The sequence below is a fragment of the Pseudomonas sp. LF-5 genome, assembly GCF_037626295.1.
Taxonomy (GTDB): domain Bacteria; phylum Pseudomonadota; class Gammaproteobacteria; order Pseudomonadales; family Pseudomonadaceae; genus Aquipseudomonas; species Aquipseudomonas monsensis.
In genome coordinates this window covers 374,764-393,171 of record NZ_JARKMT010000001.1, presented here as the reverse complement: position 1 = coordinate 393,171, position 18,408 = coordinate 374,764, and the positions used below count along the sequence as shown (strand labels likewise).

At 61.1% G+C, this 18,408-nt stretch carries 16 protein-coding genes and 1 pseudogene; 10 read left to right on the top strand and 7 right to left on the bottom strand.

Features of this window, described 5'->3' with window-relative positions; all coding sequences use genetic code 11:
• Positions 1-31: 31 nt before the first annotated feature.
• Positions 32-577: a cytochrome b/b6 domain-containing protein gene (locus PseuLF5_RS01775; RefSeq protein WP_340132781.1), complete on the bottom strand. Its 546-nt coding sequence runs from the start codon at positions 575-577 to the stop codon at positions 32-34.
• A complete protein-coding gene (locus tag PseuLF5_RS01770) occupies positions 577-843 on the bottom strand; it encodes a PepSY domain-containing protein (protein WP_123464277.1) in 267 nt (88 codons plus the stop codon). The genes PseuLF5_RS01775 and PseuLF5_RS01770 overlap by 1 nt, the downstream gene beginning before the upstream one ends.
• A 170-nt stretch (positions 844-1,013) precedes the next feature.
• Between PseuLF5_RS01770 and PseuLF5_RS01765 the strand changes: the two genes are divergently transcribed.
• The gene (locus PseuLF5_RS01765) at positions 1,014-1,676 is read left to right on the top strand and encodes a response regulator (protein WP_123464275.1); all 663 of its coding nucleotides are present in this window, start codon (positions 1,014-1,016) and stop codon (positions 1,674-1,676) included.
• Positions 1,673-3,049, top strand: a complete 1,377-nt coding sequence (locus tag PseuLF5_RS01760) for an ATP-binding protein (protein ID WP_340132780.1) — start codon at positions 1,673-1,675, stop codon at positions 3,047-3,049. The genes PseuLF5_RS01765 and PseuLF5_RS01760 overlap by 4 nt, the downstream gene beginning before the upstream one ends.
• 65 nt (positions 3,050-3,114) lie before the next feature.
• On the opposite strand, the gene PseuLF5_RS01755 is transcribed toward PseuLF5_RS01760, so the two are convergent.
• Positions 3,115-4,902 carry a thiamine pyrophosphate-requiring protein gene (locus PseuLF5_RS01755; protein ID WP_340132779.1) on the bottom strand — a complete coding sequence of 596 codons (1,788 nt, stop codon included), beginning with the start codon at positions 4,900-4,902 and terminating at the stop codon, positions 3,115-3,117.
• A gap of 347 nt (positions 4,903-5,249) precedes the next feature.
• On the opposite strand from PseuLF5_RS01755, the gene PseuLF5_RS01750 reads away from it, so the two are divergent.
• The 4 genes from PseuLF5_RS01750 (at position 5,250) to PseuLF5_RS01735 (ending at position 9,040) form a co-directional block, all read left to right on the top strand.
• Positions 5,250-6,290: an alpha/beta hydrolase family protein gene (locus PseuLF5_RS01750; protein ID WP_340132778.1), complete on the top strand. Its 1,041-nt coding sequence runs from the start codon at positions 5,250-5,252 to the stop codon at positions 6,288-6,290.
• 35 nt (positions 6,291-6,325) lie between these two features.
• Positions 6,326-6,739 carry a GFA family protein gene (locus PseuLF5_RS01745; RefSeq protein WP_123464268.1) on the top strand — a complete coding sequence of 138 codons (414 nt, stop codon included), beginning with the start codon at positions 6,326-6,328 and terminating at the stop codon, positions 6,737-6,739.
• A 59-nt stretch (positions 6,740-6,798) separates the two neighbouring features.
• On the top strand, positions 6,799-7,638 hold the full coding sequence (gene yghU / locus PseuLF5_RS01740; RefSeq protein ID WP_340132777.1) for a glutathione-dependent disulfide-bond oxidoreductase: 840 nt from the start codon (positions 6,799-6,801) through the stop codon (positions 7,636-7,638).
• A gap of 208 nt (positions 7,639-7,846) precedes the next feature.
• Positions 7,847-9,040 carry a GAF domain-containing sensor histidine kinase gene (locus PseuLF5_RS01735; RefSeq protein WP_123464264.1) on the top strand — a complete coding sequence of 398 codons (1,194 nt, stop codon included), beginning with the start codon at positions 7,847-7,849 and terminating at the stop codon, positions 9,038-9,040.
• 14 nt (positions 9,041-9,054) lie between these two features.
• On the opposite strand, the pseudogene PseuLF5_RS01730 reads toward PseuLF5_RS01735, so the two are convergent.
• The 3 genes and pseudogenes from PseuLF5_RS01730 to PseuLF5_RS01720 form a co-directional block, all read right to left on the bottom strand.
• Positions 9,055-9,696 (bottom strand): annotated as a pseudogene (locus PseuLF5_RS01730) (LysE family translocator).
• Between the two features lie 153 nt (positions 9,697-9,849).
• Positions 9,850-10,191, bottom strand: a complete 342-nt coding sequence (locus PseuLF5_RS01725; protein WP_123464260.1) for a hypothetical protein — start codon at positions 10,189-10,191, stop codon at positions 9,850-9,852.
• An 85-nt stretch (positions 10,192-10,276) separates the two neighbouring features.
• Positions 10,277-10,921 carry an ATPase gene (locus PseuLF5_RS01720; protein ID WP_340132776.1) on the bottom strand — a complete coding sequence of 215 codons (645 nt, stop codon included), beginning with the start codon at positions 10,919-10,921 and terminating at the stop codon, positions 10,277-10,279.
• Between the two features lie 169 nt (positions 10,922-11,090).
• Here PseuLF5_RS01720 and PseuLF5_RS01715 point away from each other — a divergent pair, with 169 nt between their 5' ends.
• The 3 genes from PseuLF5_RS01715 (at position 11,091) to PseuLF5_RS01705 (ending at position 13,108) form a co-directional block, all read left to right on the top strand.
• Positions 11,091-11,339, top strand: a complete 249-nt coding sequence (locus PseuLF5_RS01715) for a hypothetical protein (RefSeq protein ID WP_128615102.1) — start codon at positions 11,091-11,093, stop codon at positions 11,337-11,339.
• Between the two features lie 108 nt (positions 11,340-11,447).
• Entirely contained in the window at positions 11,448-12,605 is a 1,158-nt protein-coding gene (locus PseuLF5_RS01710) for a GGDEF domain-containing protein (RefSeq protein WP_340132775.1), read from the top strand.
• Positions 12,606-12,613: 8 nt separating this feature from the next.
• Complete coding sequence (locus PseuLF5_RS01705; protein ID WP_128615103.1) at positions 12,614-13,108, top strand: PaaI family thioesterase; 495 nt, start codon at positions 12,614-12,616, stop codon at positions 13,106-13,108.
• Between the two features lie 230 nt (positions 13,109-13,338).
• Here PseuLF5_RS01705 and PseuLF5_RS01700 read toward each other — a convergent pair whose 3' ends face one another.
• On the bottom strand, positions 13,339-15,543 hold the full coding sequence (locus PseuLF5_RS01700; RefSeq protein WP_340132774.1) for an OsmC domain/YcaO domain-containing protein: 2,205 nt from the start codon (positions 15,541-15,543) through the stop codon (positions 13,339-13,341).
• Positions 15,544-15,764: 221 nt separating this feature from the next.
• Here PseuLF5_RS01700 and PseuLF5_RS01695 point away from each other — a divergent pair, with 221 nt between their 5' ends.
• Positions 15,765-18,377, top strand: a complete 2,613-nt coding sequence (locus tag PseuLF5_RS01695) for a bifunctional diguanylate cyclase/phosphodiesterase (protein ID WP_340132773.1) — start codon at positions 15,765-15,767, stop codon at positions 18,375-18,377.
• The last annotated feature ends 31 nt before the right edge of the window (positions 18,378-18,408 follow it).

The window sequence follows — 18,408 nt, the reverse complement described above, 5'->3', positions numbered from 1 at the left end:
CAAGAGGATTAACAATTGGCAGACATCCTTGTCAGCGCGCAGCATCGTCGGGCAATCGGCGACGGCGTCCGGTAAGCATCGACAACGGCAAGTTGTCGCGCACCAGAATGCTTTCAAACAGCGCCGCCGCAACATGGATGCAGACCAGCACCAGCAGGCCGTCGGCAGCGGTTTCGTGGACCTGCAACGGCCAGTCGGCGCCCCACAGGGCATCGACTTCTTCCATCGCCCAGCCGCTGAGGCCCAGGGTCGACAATGCCAGCAACATCAGAATCATCACCAGCGCACCGATCGGCGAATGCCCGAGGCGATGTTCCGGCCGCCCGGCGATCAGCGACCGCCCGTGCGCCAACAGGCGCGCCGGCGTCGGCCAGAAGTCCGCCCAACGCGCACTGCGCGGCCCGATGAAGCCCCACACGATCCGTAGCAACAGCCAGCCCATGGCGTAATAGCCAAGCCAGACATGCCAGTCGTCACCCGCCTCATTGAAGAAGTAATTGGCGACGAAGACGCTGGCGATGGACAGGTGAAACAGCCGCACCAGCGGATCCCACAGGCGCAGGGACGCGCTCGGCATCAGCCTTTGATCTCGGTCTTGACCGCTTTGCCGCTGACCGGGTCGTGGTAGATCTCGACCTTGCGCTTGTCCTTGTCGAAACCGTAGATCTCGTAGCAGTTGCCATCGGTGACCTTGAACTTGCTGATCTGGTAACCCTGGGCTTTGAGTTGCGCCTGGAAGGCGTTCTGGTCTTGCCATTGCGAACGCTCGGCGGTGGTGCATTGCGGGCCGGCGACGGCCAAAGGGCTGGCGGCAATCAGGGACAACAGCAGAAGTTTGCGCATGGAAACACTCTCGCTCGATGAGGAAGGCCTCACTGTGCAAAAGCAACCTTAGTGAAAGCTTAGTTGGCAACGAGTGGTTACATCTTTCCCGTCGGCCGGACTGCCACGGCGCCCTGTGCAACGGCATGATGCCGCCCATCAACGCCCCTGTTGCCCACTGAGAACCGCCCATGCGCCTGCTGCTGGTTGAAGACGATCAAGCCCTCGGACAAGGCATTCGTGTTGCCTTGAGCAGCGAGGGCTACACCCTCGACTGGTTGCAGGACGGGGTCAGCGCCTTGCATGCCCTGCACAGTGAAAGCTTCGACCTGCTGCTGCTTGACCTCGGCTTGCCACGGCTTGATGGCCTGGCCCTGCTACAACAACTGCGCGGTGCACAACAGGACCTGCCGGTGCTGATTCTCACCGCACGCGATGGCACCGCCGAACGCATCGCCGGCCTCGATGCCGGGGCCGACGACTACCTGATCAAACCGTTCGACGTCGATGAATTGAAGGCACGCATTCGTGCGTTGCTGCGCCGCAGTCAGGGCCGCGCCCAACCGGTGCTGGAACATGCCGGCGTATGCCTTGACCCGGTCAGCCAGCAAGTCACCTGGCAAGGTCTCGAGGTGGTGGTGACACCGATGGAATATCAACTGCTCCATCAACTGATGGCGCGTCCCGGCAAGGTGGTCACCCGCGAGCGCTTGTCCCGGGCGCTATATGGCTGGCAGGACCATGTCGAGAGCAACACCCTGGAAGTGCTGATTCACAACCTGCGCAAGAAGCTTTCGACCGGTCTGATCCGCACCGTGCGCGGCGTCGGTTATGTCGTGGAGCTCAAGTCATGATTTCGATCCGCGCGCGAATTCTGGTCCCCGTACTGATTCTGGTGCTGATCGGCGATGTGCTGATCAGTTGGCTGGTGTTGCGCGACAGCCACCATGAAATCGAAGAAGTCTACGACGCCCAACTGGCGCAGAGTGCGCGCCTGCTGCAAGGCGTACTGGCGCAACGCGCGCCGGGCGACAACGACTGGAAGCGCCTGTATCAGGCCTTCGACGAGGCGATGAGCCGGGTCGGCGATGGCGAAGCGGCGCATCCGTACGAAACGCGGCTGACGTTTCAGGTCTGGCGCAGTGACGGGCAATTGTTGATGCGTTCGGCCGAAGCGCCGGAACTGAATGCGCCGCCGACCACCCTCGGTTCCCACGACCTGGTGGAAAACGGCCGCGACTGGTGTGCGTTTCTGCTCAAGGACTCGCAGCAAGGGTTGTTGATCTGGGTCGGCGAGCGCGACGACGTTCGTCAGGACCTGATCGAGCGGATCGTCGGCCACACACTATGGCCGAGCGTTATCGGTGTGCCGGCGCTGGCGGCGTTGATCTGGCTGACCATCGGCTGGGGACTGCAGCCCTTGCGCAGGATGGCGCAAACCATTCGCGGGCGTGACACCGAAACCCTCAAACCGCTGAACCTGAGCCCCCTGCCCCACGACCTCGAACCGATGCAAACCGCGCTCAACCGCTTGTTGCAGCAGATCGACAATCTGCTGGCGCGGGAGCGACGCTTTATCGCTGATGCCGCCCATGAACTGCGCACGCCACTGGCGATCCTGCGCATCCATGCGCAAAACGCGCAGCTCGCCGGCACCTCGCAACAACGCGAGGAGGCGCTGGAATTTCTGGTCAGCGCGGTGGATCGCGCCACGCGGATCGCCAGCCAGTTGCTGACCATGGCGCGGATCGAACCGCGCTTGGCCCATCCGGAAAAAAGCCCCGTGGAACTCACCGCACTGGTGCGCGAGGAGCTTGCCGAACTGGCGCCGCTGGCGCTGGAAAAGGATATAGAACTGATCCTCGACAGCGACCACCACTGCCCGGTCGAAACCGACCCTGTGGCCCTGGCCATTGCTCTGCAGAACCTGGTTACCAACGCGCTGAACTTCGCCCCGCCCGGCAGCGAGGTGCGCGTGCAGGTGCAGCCGCAAGACTCCGGCGCGGTGTACATCAGCGTCGAAGACGCTGGCCCCGGCATCAACGAACTCGACTACGCGCGACTGTTCGAGCGCTTTTATAGTCACGGCCATGCCAACGGCGCCGGGTTGGGCCTGGCAATTGTGCAGATGATCGTCAGCAAGATCGGCAGCACCTTGCAGTTGTACAACCGGCCACAGGGTGGGCTGTGTGCGGAGTTGCGGATCAATGAAACGTCCTTCGGTTGAGCCCGGCCTGTGGCGAGGGAGCACGCTCCCTCGCCACAGGGGATCAGCGTTATGGGTGTATCCGTTTATTTTTTGCCCGGCAGCACCGAACTCAAGACTTGTTTGGCGGCTTGCACGATGATGCCGGCCTCATCCGGATCGCCCTTGAGCAAGGTCGTGGCGAATTTTTTCGCCTGTTCCAGCTTGATGTGCGGCGGCAGCGGCGGCACGTTCGGGTCGGTCTTGAATTCGATCAGCACCGGCACCTCCGAGGCCAGCGCCTGCTCCCAGGCGGCGGCGACATCTTCGTCACGATCGACAAAAATCCCTTTGAGGCCAATGGAGATGGCGAACAAGTGATACGGCACGTCCGGAATGCTTTGCGACGCCTCGAACTTGGGGTCGCCCTCCATCACCCGCTGCTCCCACGTCACCTGATTGAGGTCCTCGTTGTTGAACACCGCGCAGATCCATTTCGGGCTCGCCCATTGCCGCCAGTATTTGGCAACGGTGATCAGCTCGGCCATGTTGTTCATCTGCATCGCACCGTCGCCCACCAGCGCAATCACCGCGCGCTGCGGGTGGGCGAATTTCGCAGCGATGGCGTAAGGCACGGCGGCGCCCATCGAGGCCAGGCCGCCGGACAGCGAGCACTGCATGCCGCGACGGATTTTCAGGTCGCGGGCGTACCAGTTGGCGCAAGAGCCGGAATCGCTAGTGATGATCGCCTGCTCCGGCAAACGCGGCGACAGCTCATACACCACCCGCTGCGGATTGATCGGATCGGCTTTGGCCATGGCGCGTCTTTCCAGGGTTTTCTCCCAACTGCCGCGCCAGCCCTCGATCTTCTTGCGCCATTTATGTGAGGTCTTCTGTTCAAGCAGCGGTAACAACGCCGCCAGGGTTTCTGCGGCATCCCCGAGCAGATTGACCTCCATCGGGTAGCGCAGGCTGAGCATGTCGGGCTGCAAGTCGATCTGCACGCCGCGCGCCTGACCTTCCTTGGGCAAAAATTCCGAGTACGGGAAACCCGAGCCGATCATCAGCAAGGTGTCGCACTCGCTCATCATTTTGTAGCTCGGCTCGGTACCGAGCAGGCCGATGCTGCCGGTGACCCAAGGCAAATCGTCCGGCAACGCGGCTTTGCCCAGCAGTGCCTTGGCAACCCCGGCACCGAGTTTTTCGGCCACGGCGATGACCTGATCGGTCGCCTGCAACGCGCCGGCGCCGACCAGAATCGCAACCTTGTCCCCGGCGTTCAACACCTCGGCGGCACGCTGCAAGTCAGCCTCGTAAGGCAATACTTTCGGCTTGCTGTAGCCGACACCGGAATGCGCGGTGCCGTGTGCGCGGGCCGGTGCTTCGTATTCGAGTTGCTGCAAATCGTTGGGCAGGATGATCGCCGTCACACGGCGTTCGCCCACCGCCGTGCGCACCGCCCGGTCGAGCAAATGCCGCACTTGCGAAGGCGCCGATGCCTGCTGCACAAATGCCCCGGCGACGTCCTTGAACATCGACACCAGATCGAGTTCCTGTTGGTAGTGACTGCCAAGCGCCGTGCGCGCCTGCTGACCGACGATTGCCAGCACGGGCATATGGTCCATGCGCGCGTCATACAATCCGGTGATCAGGTGCGAGGCACCCGGGCCGGAAGTGGCGATGCACACACCCAGCTCACCCGTGAACTTGGCATGGGCCGAGGCCATGAACGCGGCCATTTCTTCATGCCGCGCCTGCACGAATTCGATTTTTCCCTTGGCCCGGGCAAGCGCGCCGAACACGCCGTTGATGCCGTCCCCCGGATAACCAAAAATCCGCGTGACGCCCCATTGGCTGAGCCGCTCAACCAGAAAATCTCCCACTGTCATCGACATCTCGACCCTCGCCTTTCTCCGGTGCATAAGCCTGTTCCGGCAGAACATTGGCCGGAAGGTGCAAAGGTCTGGACAGTGTTGTCGGCGGCGAAGTTTCGATGGATTTGCCAGTGATCAGACCCGAGCGAGCAGTGCTACCCAGGATTTTTCGGGGCCAGGGTAAGCTGCCAGATCGGTGGCGAGGCCATTCGCGAACAGGTTCGCGAAGACGCCGGAAGCGCCATCACAGCACCAGGAAGCCTGCACGACTGGCCGCTGATGGAGGGCCGCTAAAGAAACTCGCTCAAGGACACGAATTCAGTCAAAGTGCCGCTCGCCCATAAGACGCATCAAGGACGAAAACAACCATGAAAACAGCGCTCGGCGCCCTGCTGCTGACCTGCCTGATCCCCCACGCACTCGCTGACGATCATCCTGTCGGCTTTCAGTCCGCCACGCTGACGGACCCGCGTCATCAGCGTTCACTGGAGATGGTTGTCTGGTATCCCGCCGCGGCCACTACTGCGGCCACCCGATTGTTCGGCGACAACCCGGTATTCGTCGGCGCCCCGGCCGTGCCCGATGCGCCACCGGCCGGCGGCAAGCATCCCTTGGTGGTGCTCTCCCACGGCTACGGCGGCAACTGGATCAACCAGACCTGGCTGGCCAGCGCACTCGCCCATCAGGGTTACATCGTGGCGGCGGTCAACCATCCCGGCACAACCAGCCGCGACCGCAGCCCGCAAGCGGCGGCTCAGTTGTGGCAACGTCCGGTCGATTTGAGCCGGGCCATCGACGCCGTCGCGGCGCAGCCGGAAAAGTTTGGCGCGGTCGCGCAGGCTCGAATTGCCGTGGTGGGACACTCTCTCGGCGGCTGGACCGCCATGGAACTCGCCGGAGCGCGGTTCGACCCCGAGCGTTTTGCCGCAGACTGCAAGGTCCATCCGCAGTTGGCCAGTTGCACCGTTTACCAACAGATGAACCCCGCCAGCACTGAGGACTCAAAGGCGCGGCTGGCGGCGGACTTGCGCGACAAACGCGTCACTGCCGTGGTGTCCCTGGACCTGGGGCTGTCACGGGGCATGACCGATGCAAGTCTGGCGGCGCTGGCGGTACCGACACTGGTGATTGCTGCCGGCGTGCCGTCACCAGAGCTGCCTGCTCGGCTGGAGTCTGCCGACCTTGCCAAACGCCTGCCGGCAAAATCTTCGCGTTACGTGGAAATCAGCGATGCCAGCCATTTCAGTTTTATGGCGGTGTGCAAACCTGGCGCGGTGGCGCTGCTTGAGGATGACGTGCCGGGTGATGGCATTATCTGCGGCGATGGCAACGATCGCCCCCGCGAGGTGATCCAGCGACAGGTGATCTCGTTGATCAGTGAATTCCTGGCCCAGTCACCCGACAGCTGAAACCTTCCCCTGATTCACAAGGAGCCAAAACCCGCATGCTGACGCCCTCCCCCCAGACCTTTCGCGGCAGTTGCCTGTGCGGCGCGGTCCATTACCAGATCCGCTCGCGGCCCAAAGCGCTGTCTCATTGTCATTGCCGCCAGTGCCGCAAAAGCCACGGAGCGGCATTTGCCAGTTATGGCAGCGTGTTACGCGAGAATCTGCAAGTGGTACAGGGCGTCGAAGCGATCAAGTCCTATCAGTCTTCCGAAGCGGTCTCGCGCCAGTTCTGTTTGCACTGCGGCTCGTCGCTGTTCTGGTCGCGCCAGCAGGGTGAGTTCGCCGACTGGATCTCGGTCGCGCTGGGGACGCTGGACACGACGTTCACTACGGAAAAACAGAAGCATGTCGAGGTGACGTCGAAGGCGCCGTGGTTTGACATCAAGGATCAATGGCCACAGCAGCCGTAAACCTTGATCAAACCTGTCTATTATCGATAACTTCCGCCCGCCAACGATGAGGCCCCCACATGAGCAAAGCCCCCTACGTTCCGCCGCAAGTCTGGACAAACGAAGCCCCGTCCGGCGGCCAGTTCGCCAGCATCAATCGCCCGATTGCCGGGCCGACCCACGACAAGACTTTGCCCGTCGGCAAACATCCGTTGCAGCTGTATTCACTGGCCACGCCCAACGGCGTCAAGGTGACCATCCTGTTGGAGGAGCTGCTGGCACTGGGGCACAGCGCGGCCGAATACGACGCGTGGCTGATCCGCATCGGCGAAGGCGATCAATTTTCCAGCGGCTTTGTCGAGATCAATCCGAATTCGAAAATCCCGGCGCTGCTCGACCGCAGCGTTGAACCGCCGATCCGCGTATTCGAGTCCGGCTCGATCCTGCTGTATCTGGCGGAAAAGTTCGACGCCTTCCTGCCCAAGGACCCGGCAGGCCGCACCGAAACCCTCAACTGGCTGTTCTGGCAGATGGGCTCGGCGCCCTATCTGGGCGGCGGTTTCGGGCATTTCTATGCCTACGCGCCGGAGAAAATGGAGTACCCGATCAACCGCTTCACCATGGAAGCCAAGCGTCAGCTGGATGTACTCGACCGCCGTTTGGCGGAAAGCCCTTATCTGGCCGGCGACAGCTACACCATCGCCGACATCGCCGTCTGGCCGTGGTACGGGCAACTGGTGCGGAACAATGTCTATTCGGCGGCGGAATTCCTTGCGGCGCATGAGTACACCCATGTGCAACGCTGGGCAGAAGACATCGCCAAGCGGCCGGCAGTGATGCGTGGGCAACGGGTCAACCGTACCTGGGGCGATGAAGCGTCGCAGGTGCCGGAGCGGCATCAGGCCAGCGACCTCGACTGAGCCACACGACTCGTCCATCGGTTACAACACCTAGTGGGAGCTCCCATCAACAACTGTGGCAATCCGCGCAGCTACATGCTGATCGCCAGATACACGTTCTGAATCCGAACGTGTCGTGCAACCGCCGCACATTCGCCTTGGCGGCCATTGGTCATGGCCGCCAATAAGCGATAGTCTCTGTTTCGACCTTCTTTAAAAGCACCGTGCCATGACCGACTCTGCCTTCTCATCCGACGTTGAAGCCATCAGCAGCATCGACGCGGTGCCCATGATCCTGAGCATGGTCAAGCACCTGACCGGGATGCGCTTCGCCGCCGTGGCGCGCGTCACTGACAAAAACTGGGTGGCCTGCGCGGTGGACGACTCCATCAATTTCGGCCTCAAACCCGGTGGCGAACTGGTGCTGGAGTCGACCATTTGTCACGAAATCCGCCAGCACCAGCAACCGGTGATTTTCGGCCAGGCCAGCACGCATCCGGTTTTTTCCCAGCACCACACACCGAAAACCTATGGACTGGAGAGCTACATCTCCATTCCCATCGTCAAAGCCAACGGTGAATTTTTCGGCACGCTGTGTGCCATCGACTCCGTACCGGCGAACCTCGACGAACCGGCCATCGCCAAAACGCTGACCCTTTTCGCCCAGTTGATTGCGATCAACCTCGACACGCAAAAGCGACTTGAGGCGACCAAGGTCGAGCTGAACAACGCCAACGAACTGGGGCGCCTGCGCGAACAGTTCATCGCGGTGCTCGGGCATGACCTGCGCACGCCGCTGAGCGCGATTCGCATGAGTGCCGACTTGCTGGAAACCAGGACCGAAGAAAAACGTTCGCTGAATCTGATAGCGGCGATCCGCAACAGCTCGACGCGCATGGGCGTGCTGATCGAGAACATCCTCGATTTTGCCCGCGGCCGGCTCGGTGGCGGGATTCCGGTACAGCGCGTCCTGGTGGATGACTTGCAGCAGACCCTGCAACAGACCCTTGCCGAGGTGCAGGCATCTCATCCCCTCGCCATCTTCGAGTCGACACTGAACCTGCCGGCAGGTGTTCATTGCGATGCCTTGCGCATCAGTCAGTTACTGTCGAACCTGCTCGGCAATGCCGTGACGCACGGTTCGACCGCCACGCCGATCGTCCTCAAGGCTTATGCGCAGAACGACGAGATCGTGATCTCGCTGACCAATCAGGGGGTGCCGATTCCCGCCGCCCTGATGCCGCTGCTGTTCGAACCGTTTTCGCGATCCGAAGCCGGGCAACGCGGCGAAGGCCTCGGATTGGGGCTGTATATCGCGTCGCAGATTGCCACGGCGCACAACGGGACGTTGCAGGTCAGCTCGACACTCGACGCGGGAACCTGCTTCGTGGCGCGATTCCCGGCGCGCTTCAAGTGGGCCTGAACCGCCGTCCGCACTTACGCCGTCTGGCGGCGCATGGTCAGAATCACCGCACCAAAACCAATGAACGTCGTACCCACCACCCGGCTGACCCAACGCGACAGCGCCGGTCGGGTCAGCACGCCTTTGGCCCGCGAGGCCAATGCGGCGTAGACACTCAGCGACGACACCGACAACGCCATGAAGATGGCGGTCAGGATCAGAAATTGCGGTAGCAGCGCCGCGTTCTGATCAATGAACTATGGGAACAACGCGGTGAAAAACATCGTGGCCTTGGGGTTGGTCACGGCGGTCAGGAAGGCCGATTTGTAGAGTTTGCTGCGGGTCGGCCGAGCCTTGCCGGCCTCGCCTTCAATGCCCTGCGCCAGCATCGGGCCCTTTTTGAGCAGTTGCTTGACCCCGAGATAGAACAGGTAACCGGCGCCGATGAACTTCACTGCGTTGAACAGCATTTCCGAGCTGGCCAACAGCGCGCCCAACCCGAGCATCGCAGCTGCCGACAGGCAGAACAGACCGCTGGCATTGCCCAGCGAAGACCAGATGGTGCTGCGCTGTCCATGCGCCAGGCTGTTGTTGATTGCCATCAACGTCGCGGGACCCGGGCTGGCGATGGCAATCGCAGCGACCAGGGTGAAGGCCAGAATCGAGTGAGAATCCATTTTCAATGCTCGTAACAAGTGGGTGGCGGCATGTTACCTCAGGCAAACCCGCCGGCAAAAAAAAGCCCCGCGACCGAATGAAGGCACGGGGCAAAAAATTGGTTGGTTGCGGCCAACCAAAGGAGCTCTGTCAAAAACGTCGATCGGGCGGAATCAGATGCAGTCCTGAGCGGCCCGTTCAAAACTCGAAGGCAGGAAGTTCGAGGCCAGCAAGTGGCGTTCATAAATGAACACCTTGCCGCCGTTGCCGGCCTTGTAGGCCTCCAGCACGTTGTCCGCCGAAACCTTGCTCGGCACTACGATGCGGTAGCTGCGCTGGGTCTGCGAAACGGTCGGGCTGAGCGCACTGCCTCGCAGTTTCGGCACGACGCAATCGGCGTATTGCGCAGGCGTCTTGTCGGTCTGCAGGGTCAGGGTCGGGTCGTTCGGCGCCGAGGCGCAACCGGCGAGCAGCAACGAAGAAACCGCCAGGGCCGGAACAAATAAAGAACGCATGGGTGTAATCCTGAAAATAAAGTGTCGGTTCAACCGGCAACGGTGCAGCGCCACCGCGCCGCCATTGCCATTTATGGTTTGCGGTTCAGCTCGAAGCCACCAGCGCCTTGAGTGATGCATCGAATTGTTTCAACGCATTGAGTTGCAGGTCTCGCTGCTTCTCGATCTGCGCGGCGATCTGCGGCGGCGCCTGGTGATGCACCCAGGCCGAGGGCAGTTGTTTTTCCACGGCGCCTTCAGCCTTGCCGATGTATTGCAGGTCGGCGTCATAGAAGCGTGCGGTAAAACGCGCCTCGACCAGGCTGCTGCGTTGGGTCATCAAACGGTTGAAGGTGTCGAGCTTAACCACGATGTCCGGATGGGCCTGAACCAGCTCATCGAGGCTGTCGTAGACGGTCACTGACAGAAACTGTTGCTGCAACGAGTTCACCAGCCAGTCAATCGCCAGTTCCGGGTCGGAGCTATCGACGAACGCTTCACGAATCCGCGAGTCCAGCGCACCCTTGGCACCGTTGAGCGCCATGTCGTGGTAGCGCTCGAGGTATTGCAGATTGTCCAGGGTGTTCTCGCTGTACAGTACGCCCACGGTTTGCGAGTGCTGCAACGTGGCGCTGCTGCCGGTAATGGACTGCAAGTGACATGACCGGCCGTCGTCTGCGAACGCTGGTGCAGCGGCAACCGCTCCGCCCGTCAGCAGGGCGACCAAAACCAGTCGGGTCAATGTGTTCATCGCGCAAATTCCTTGAGCGGCGTGTTCGATGGGGATGATTTTCCGCCCATTGCCGACAAAGCAAAACTTGCGTTTCGTGATGGTCACTATTACTTCTAGCAATAGTTGCGCGCCGTGCAGACTGATCCACACTCACTACAACTAGAAAAAGATGCATGAGGAACCCTCTTTGAGAACGTTTGACCTGATCCGAGACGCCGTATTGCCCGACTTTCGCGAGCGTGTGGCCGAATACCTGGTCCAGTACGAAAGCGTCCTGCTGGACAAGACCGTCGCCGACCCGCAGCTTATTCAGGACACCGCCAATCAATTGCGCGGCTACTTGCGCGGCCTGAACACCACGCGAGTGCTGGGCATGGCGTATTGGGAAGAACTGGATCGGCGGGTGGTGGATACCTGGCTCGCGCCCAAGTCATGAGCGAGCGGTGCGTGCGATCGCGACCGCACGCGCCTCCCCACCTGCCAAAACGGCCCCGAACGCTTACAATCGCCCGTCTATTCGCCCATCAGACAGGCTCGTCCAGAAATGCCGCTCGACCCACCAACGATGTTGACCCTCTCCACTGCCCTGGCAGCGGCGGCAGCGCTGTATATGGCGATCGAGTGGCGCAGCATCCGTGAACCTTCCCTGTTGTTCTGGAGCGCCGGGTTCGCCACGATTACCGTGGGTTCCACTCTGGCCCTGCTGCGCAGCAACGGCCTTTTGCTGATCGGCATCTGGTTCGCCAACGGCCTGCTGGTGACCGCGCATTTCCTGTTCCTGCTCGGCGTCGCACGCTTCACCCAGACGCGGCTGTCACGCACCTGGTCGCTGATTTTCGTCGCCTGGCTGGTCATGTTGTTACTGCCGGAGGGGCCGCTATGGTCGAAGGTCATGCTCGCGGCCAACTCGCTGCTGGTGGCGCTCTCGACCCTCAAGGCCAGTTTTCTCCTGCGCCCCCACGGCAAATCACTGAGCGTTGGCGCGGTGCAACTGCGTTACGTGCTGCTGGCTCACGGGATTTTCTATGTCGCCAAGGCGTTGACCGTGGTGATCCCCGGCACGCTGATCGATCTGGCGGCGTTTCGCGGCGAGATCATCCAGATTTCGCTGGTCGAAGGCGCGATGGCGATCATGTTGATCGCTCTGTCGATGACCGGCACCGAGCGCTACCGCCGGGAAAAACAGATCGCCCGGCTGGCCGAGCGCGATCCGCTGACCGCCCTGTACAACCGCCGCGCCCTTGAAAAACGCGCACCGCGCCTGCTGACGCAAGCCTCGCCCGAATGCCCCGGCGCCCTGCTGCTGATCGACATCGACAACTTCAAACTGGTCAACGACCAGTACGGCCACACCGCCGGCGACCGATTGCTGATCGCCTTGAGCGAGATGATCCGCTCGCTGCTGCCACGCCATGCGCTGACGGCGCGACTGGGCGGCGACGAGTTCGTCATTTTGCTAAATGATGCTTCCGGCGAACGCGTCGTCGAACTGGGCAACGCCCTGCGTGAACAGTTTCTCGGCATGACTTCACAGACTTTCCCCACGCCCGCGGCGGTCACGCTGAGCATCGGCGCCAACCTGTTCGAACAGCCACCCGCCAGCCTTACCGCGCTGATCGAACAAGGCGACGCCGCACTCTACGAATCCAAACGCGGCGGACGCAATCGCCTGCGCCTGACCGGGCTTCCCACTCCTGGATGAGCAATCCCATGTCTGAACTCGACACCCCCCTGCAAGACCTCGCGGCCCCCGAAGGCGTCTGCTACGGCTGCGGTGACCGCAATCCCCACGGCCTGCACATCAAAAGCCGCTGGCATGCAGACGGTGTGCACGTGCTCGCCGAACATGTGCCGGACGCCAGATACTGCGGCTGGCCGGACCTGGTCTACGGCGGATTGATTGCGATGCTGGTCGACTGCCATTCCAACTGGACGGCGATGGCCTACCACTACCGCACGGAAAACCGCGAACCCGGCAGCCTGCCGCGCATCGACTGCGTGACCGGCAACCTCGGCATCAAATTCATCAAGCCGACACCGATGGGCGTACCGCTGAGTTTGCGAGCGAAAGTCGAGGGTGACGTCGGGCGCAAGACCCGGGTGATATGCGAGGTGTATGCGGGGGATGTGCTGACAGCGGTGGGCGATTCAGTGTTTGTGCGGGTGGATACGGGGGCATTGGCCAACGCGGCGCACGGTCGATAAAAGCTGGCGAAACCTGCCGGTATTGGCGAACCGTCCACAGTAGGCTGTCGTCAACTACACAACGCTCGCGATCGGCGAGCGTCATTTAAGAAAACGTGGGAGAACAGCAACCACGGCGTGACCGTTTGTTGAACCCAATCAGACTTCAGGCGATCAGTTAAGCCGCAAACCTGTGCCGAGCTGGCAAGCTCCTCGTCACAGGTTTTCTGCTCAAGCCTGGATGACAACTGTCATCCACTTAGACCTGCCACATTCGCCCGCGCCGAATGCAGCTTCTTGTAGCTCTCGATCAAACGCAAATGCCGATCCAGCCCTTCCAGCTTCATGCTGGTCGGCGTCAACCCGTAGAACCGCACGCTGCCGTTGACCGAACCAATCGCTGCGTCCATGCGCTCATCACCGAACATGCGGCGGAAGTTGGCTTCGTAGTCTTCCAGCTGCAGATCCTCGTCCAGTTCCATCTCCAGCACGACGTTGACGGCTTGATAGAACAAGCCGCGTTCGACGGTGTTGTCGTTGTACTGCAGGAAGGCTTCGACCAGATCCTTGGCCTGTTCGAATTTCTGCAGGGCGAGGTAGATCAGCAGGCGCAGTTCGAGGATGGTCAGTTTGCCCCACGGCGTGTTGTCGTCGAACTCGATGCCGATCAGGGTGGTGATGTCGGTGTAATCGTCCTGTTCGCTGTTTTCCAGGCCTTGGGCGAGGTTGCGCAGGCCGACTTTGCTCAGGTTGTGCAGGTTGAGGATGTCGGCGCGAAATTGCAGGGCTTTGTTGGTGTTGTCCCAGATCAGGTCTTCGACCGGGTAGATCTCCGAGTAGTCCGGCACCAGAATACGGCAGGCCTTGGCACCGATGTGCTCGTAGACGGCCATGTAGACTTCCTTGCCCATGTCTTCGAGGATGCCGAACAGGGTCGCGGCTTCTTCGGCGTTGGTGTTTTCGCCATCGCCTGAGAAGTCCCACTCGACGAATTCGAAGTCCGGTTTAGCACTGAAGAAGCGCCACGACACCACACCGCTGGAGTCGATGAAGTGCTCGACGAAGTTGTTCGGCTCGGTCACGGCCTGCCCGGAGAAGGTCGGCTGCGGCAAGTCGTTCAAACCTTCGAAACTGCGGCCCTGCAGCAACTCGGTCAGGCTGCGTTCCAGCGCCACTTCCAGGCTCGGGTGTGCGCCGAACGAGGCAAACACGCCGCCGGTGCGCGGGTTCATCAGGGTCACGCACATCACCGGGAACTCACCGCCCAGCGACGCATCCTTGACCAGCACCGGGAAGCCCTGCTCTTCCAGGCCCTTGATGCCGGCGAGGATGCTCGGGTATTTCTCCAGCACTTCCTGCGGCACATCTGGCAGGGCCATTTCGCCTTCAAGAATTTCGCGCTTGACCGCGCGCTCAAAGATTTCCGACAGGCACTGCACCTGTGCTTCGGCAAGGGTGTTGCCAGCGCTCATGCCGTTGCTGAGGTAGAGGTTTTCGATGAGGTTGGACGGGAAGTACACCACTTCATTGTCCGACTGACGCACAAACGGCAGCGAGCAGATGCCACGCTGGGTGTTGCCTGAGTTGGTGTCGTACAGGTGCGAACCGCGCAACTCGCCATCGCGGTTGTAAATCTTCAGGGTGTATTCGTCGAGGATTTCGGCCGGTAGCTCGTCTTGCGGGCCAGGCTTGAACCATTGTTCGTCCGGGTAATGCACGAACTCGGCATTGGCGATCTCTTCGCCCCAGAACTGGTCGTTGTAGAAGAAATTGCAGTTCAAGCGCTCGATGAATTCGCCCAGTGCCGACGCCAGGGCGCCTTCCTTGGTCGCGCCCTTGCCGTTGGTGAAGCACATCGGCGAATGCGCATCGCGGATATGCAGCGACCAGACGTTGGGCACGATGTTGCGCCACGAAGCGATTTCGATCTTCATCCCGAGGTCGGCGAGGATGCCCGACATGTTGGCGATGGTCTGTTCCAGCGGCAGGTCCTTGCCGGCAATGCAGGTGCCGGCCTCGGAGCCCGCATGCGGCATCAGCAAGGCCTGGGCATCGGCGTCGAGGTTCTCGACTTCCTCGATCACGAACTCGGGGCCGGTCTGCACGACCTTCTTCACTGTGCAGCGGTCGATCGACCGCAGAATGCCCAGACGATCCTTCTCGGAGATGTCTGCCGGCAACTCGACCTGGATCTTGAATATCTGGTTGTAGCGGTTTTCCGGGTCGACGATGTTGTTCTGCGACAGGCGAATGTTTTCCGTGGGGATGTTGCGCGTGTCGCAGTACAACTTCACGAAGTAAGCCGCGCACAACGCCGACGACGCCAGAAAGTAGTCGAACGGCCCCGGTGCCGAGCCATCGCCCTTATAGCGAATGGGCTGATCGGCGATCACCGTGAAGTCGTCGAACTTGGCTTCAAGTCGAAGGTTGTCGAGAAAATTGACCTTGATTTCCATGCGGGATTACCAGAATACGGCTAAACGAATGGCGGCCATTATCCGGTTTTTACGCGGGAAGTCTTGTGCTTTCGGGAATCGCCGCTGATCGGCAAGCCGCTGTTGAAGAGGCAAATTGCACCGTCTTCACTACGCTTTTGAGGACAGTGCGTAGAAGAGTCGGAACATTGCGTGCGCGCCATTGTTCTAGATTCAGAAGACTGCGGATCAAGGACGAGCACATGGATATTTCCAGTTATGCGGCGCCCCTTCCACCCCGGCAAAACGCCGTGACCCGGCGCCTGGCCATCGCTGTCGGCGCGCTGTTCGTCGCCGGCGTGATCGCCGCGAGCGTTGCCTTGCTCGGCATCGCCAATCGTCTCGACACCGAAGAAATCAGCAAAACCCGGTTTTACTCGGCCCGCGCCCTGGAAAACCGCATGACCGCGTCGAAGAACTACATCTCCAGTTACGCCAACTGGACCACCGCCTATGAACATCTGAGCAACCCGGTGGATATCAACTGGGCGTTCATTGAGCAGAACGTCGGCAAAACCCTGTTCACCAATGACGGCTATGACGGCGTGTTCGTCCTCGACCGCGAGCGTACCCGGTATGCGGTAGTGCGCGGCCAATTGCTCGACAGCGACGTCTCCGAGTTTCTGCAAATCCCCGCCGCAGCGCTGGTCGAACAGGTGCAGGGCCAGAGCGACTTGAGCATTCCCGTCAGCGTTTACTCGTTGTTCGAAGGCTGGCCGGCGCTGGTGTCGGCGGCGGCGATCATTCCCAATGATGCGCGGCCGTTGGGCGATCCACGGAAAACCTCGGTGTTGGTGTTTGTCGACAAACTCACCCCGACCAAACTGCGCGCGCTCGGCAGCGGCTATGGCTTGAGCAATCTGACCCTCGCCCCGGATGAAACGCTGGCCCGCGATCGGCCCAGGGTGGCGCTGGACAACACCGGTTACAGCCTGATCGCCGATCTGGAGCAACCCGGTCAGCGCTTGTTGTGGTCATTGTTGCCCCCCCTCGGCGTGACCATGCTGGTGCTGATGCTGCTCACCGCGTATTTCTTTCGCCATGCGTTGCGCTCCTCGCAATATGTCGACCAAAGCTTTGCCGTGATGCAAGCCTCGAACCTCGCACTGGAAAGCGCCAATCGCGGACTGGAAGCCAGTGAGGAACGTTTTCGGGCGGTGGCGGAAGCCGCGTCGGACTGGATCTGGGAAGTCGACCGGGCGCTGTCGCTGACTTATCTATCGGCGCGGTTCAGCGAAGTGACCGGTTATCCGCAGGATTTTTGGCTAGGCCAGGACATCGGCCAACTGCTGTTCTGCGACACCACTCCGCTGGAACTGTGGCTGCGGGCACTGACCGAGCAAGCCAATACCAGCGACCTGCGTTGCACCTACCGCGATCACTCCGGCGAGCAACGTCATTGCCGACTTTCCGCACGGCCGATCTTCGACCAGCACGTCGTTGTCGGGTATCGCGGCACCGCCAGTGACATCACTGACGAAGTGGCCGCCCATGCGCAAATCCAGCACCTGTCCCTGCACGATGCGCTGACCGGCCTGCCCAACCGCAACAAACTGGCGCGCTATCTGGATGACGCGCTGCTGCTCAAGGAACACGCCCCGGCCCTGTCGCTGCTGATGATCGACCTCGACAACTTCAAGCCGATCAACGACTCACTCGGTCATCCGGCGGGCGATGCGGTGCTGCAAGAGGTCGCCACGCGCCTGCGCGAAAGCACCCGCGACAATGACATCGTCGCCCGGCTCGGTGGCGACGAGTTCGTCGTGGTGCTCAACGGCATGGACAGCCACGCTGAAATCGACAAATTCTGCACGCGCCTGATCGGCAGCCTGCATCAACCGGTGGTCTTCGAACACCATCCGCTGCACATCGGCGCCAGCATCGGCATCGCCCTCAGCCGTCGCCACGGATACGTGCCCGGCGACCTGATCCGCTACGCCGACATCGCTCTGTATCAGGCCAAGTCCGAGGGCAAGAACACCTGGTGTTATTTCGAAGCGCACATGAGCGACCAGATCCAGACCCGCCGGCAAATGGAAGATGACCTGCGCCATGCGCTCAAACACAACGAGTTCGTCCTGCACTATCAGCCGCGCTACAAGGTCGACGGCAAGCAGATCGTCTCGGTCGAGGCACTGGTGCGCTGGCAGCACCCGACTCAGGGGTTGCTCGGACCGGATGTGTTCATTGCCTTGGCGGAACAGACCGATCTGATCGTCCCGCTTGGCCGCTGGGTCTTGCGCGAAGCCTGCGAAACCGCGCTGGCCTGGCCGCCGGACATTCTGCTGTCGGTCAACCTGTCGCCGGCGCAGTTTGCCGTCAGCGACGTGGTCGAGGATGTCCGCGAAATACTGGTCGAAACCCGCTTCCCGGCCAGTCGCCTGGAACTGGAGATCACCGAAAACGTGATGCTCAACGACACCGACTGCGCGTTGATCACCATGAATGCGCTCAAGGAACTGGGCGTGCGCCTGAACATGGACGATTTCGGCACCGGCTACTCATCCCTCGGCTATCTGCGCGCCTATCCGTTCGACGGAATCAAGATCGACAAGCGTTTCATTGCCTCGATCAGCAGCGGTGCCAACGATCGCGCAGTGGTACAGGCGATCATCGGCCTGGGCAAAGCCATGGGCCTGACGGTGACCGCCGAAGGCGTCGAGACCGAGGAACAACTGGCGATACTCGGCAAGGATCAATGCAATGAAGTGCAGGGTTACTTCATGAGCCGGCCGATCGACAAAGTGGCGTTTGCGCAGCTGTTGCAAATGTCCAGAACAGACCAGCCAGCCCACAAAAAAGGCCGCGTCACCTGAGCGGCCACTCACTGTGTCTGTCGAATACCGC

Bases quoted from the DNA above. Each gene is read 5' to 3' on its own strand.
- PseuLF5_RS01775 (WP_340132781.1), bottom strand. From the start codon at position 577: ATGCCGAGCGCGTCCCTGCGCCTGTGGGATCCGCTGGTGCGGCTGTTT.
- PseuLF5_RS01770 (WP_123464277.1), bottom strand. From the start codon at position 843: ATGCGCAAACTTCTGCTGTTGTCCCTGATTGCCGCCAGCCCTTTGGCC.
- PseuLF5_RS01765 (WP_123464275.1), top strand. From the start codon at position 1,014: ATGCGCCTGCTGCTGGTTGAAGACGATCAAGCCCTCGGACAAGGCATT.
- PseuLF5_RS01760 (WP_340132780.1), top strand. From the start codon at position 1,673: ATGATTTCGATCCGCGCGCGAATTCTGGTCCCCGTACTGATTCTGGTG.
- PseuLF5_RS01755 (WP_340132779.1), bottom strand. From the start codon at position 4,902: ATGTCGATGACAGTGGGAGATTTTCTGGTTGAGCGGCTCAGCCAATGG.
- PseuLF5_RS01750 (WP_340132778.1), top strand. From the start codon at position 5,250: ATGAAAACAGCGCTCGGCGCCCTGCTGCTGACCTGCCTGATCCCCCAC.
- PseuLF5_RS01745 (WP_123464268.1), top strand. From the start codon at position 6,326: ATGCTGACGCCCTCCCCCCAGACCTTTCGCGGCAGTTGCCTGTGCGGC.
- yghU (WP_340132777.1), top strand. From the start codon at position 6,799: ATGAGCAAAGCCCCCTACGTTCCGCCGCAAGTCTGGACAAACGAAGCC.
- PseuLF5_RS01735 (WP_123464264.1), top strand. From the start codon at position 7,847: ATGACCGACTCTGCCTTCTCATCCGACGTTGAAGCCATCAGCAGCATC.
- PseuLF5_RS01725 (WP_123464260.1), bottom strand. From the start codon at position 10,191: ATGCGTTCTTTATTTGTTCCGGCCCTGGCGGTTTCTTCGTTGCTGCTC.
- PseuLF5_RS01720 (WP_340132776.1), bottom strand. From the start codon at position 10,921: ATGAACACATTGACCCGACTGGTTTTGGTCGCCCTGCTGACGGGCGGA.
- PseuLF5_RS01710 (WP_340132775.1), top strand. From the start codon at position 11,448: ATGCCGCTCGACCCACCAACGATGTTGACCCTCTCCACTGCCCTGGCA.
- PseuLF5_RS01705 (WP_128615103.1), top strand. From the start codon at position 12,614: ATGTCTGAACTCGACACCCCCCTGCAAGACCTCGCGGCCCCCGAAGGC.
- PseuLF5_RS01700 (WP_340132774.1), bottom strand. From the start codon at position 15,543: ATGGAAATCAAGGTCAATTTTCTCGACAACCTTCGACTTGAAGCCAAG.
- PseuLF5_RS01695 (WP_340132773.1), top strand. From the start codon at position 15,765: ATGGATATTTCCAGTTATGCGGCGCCCCTTCCACCCCGGCAAAACGCC.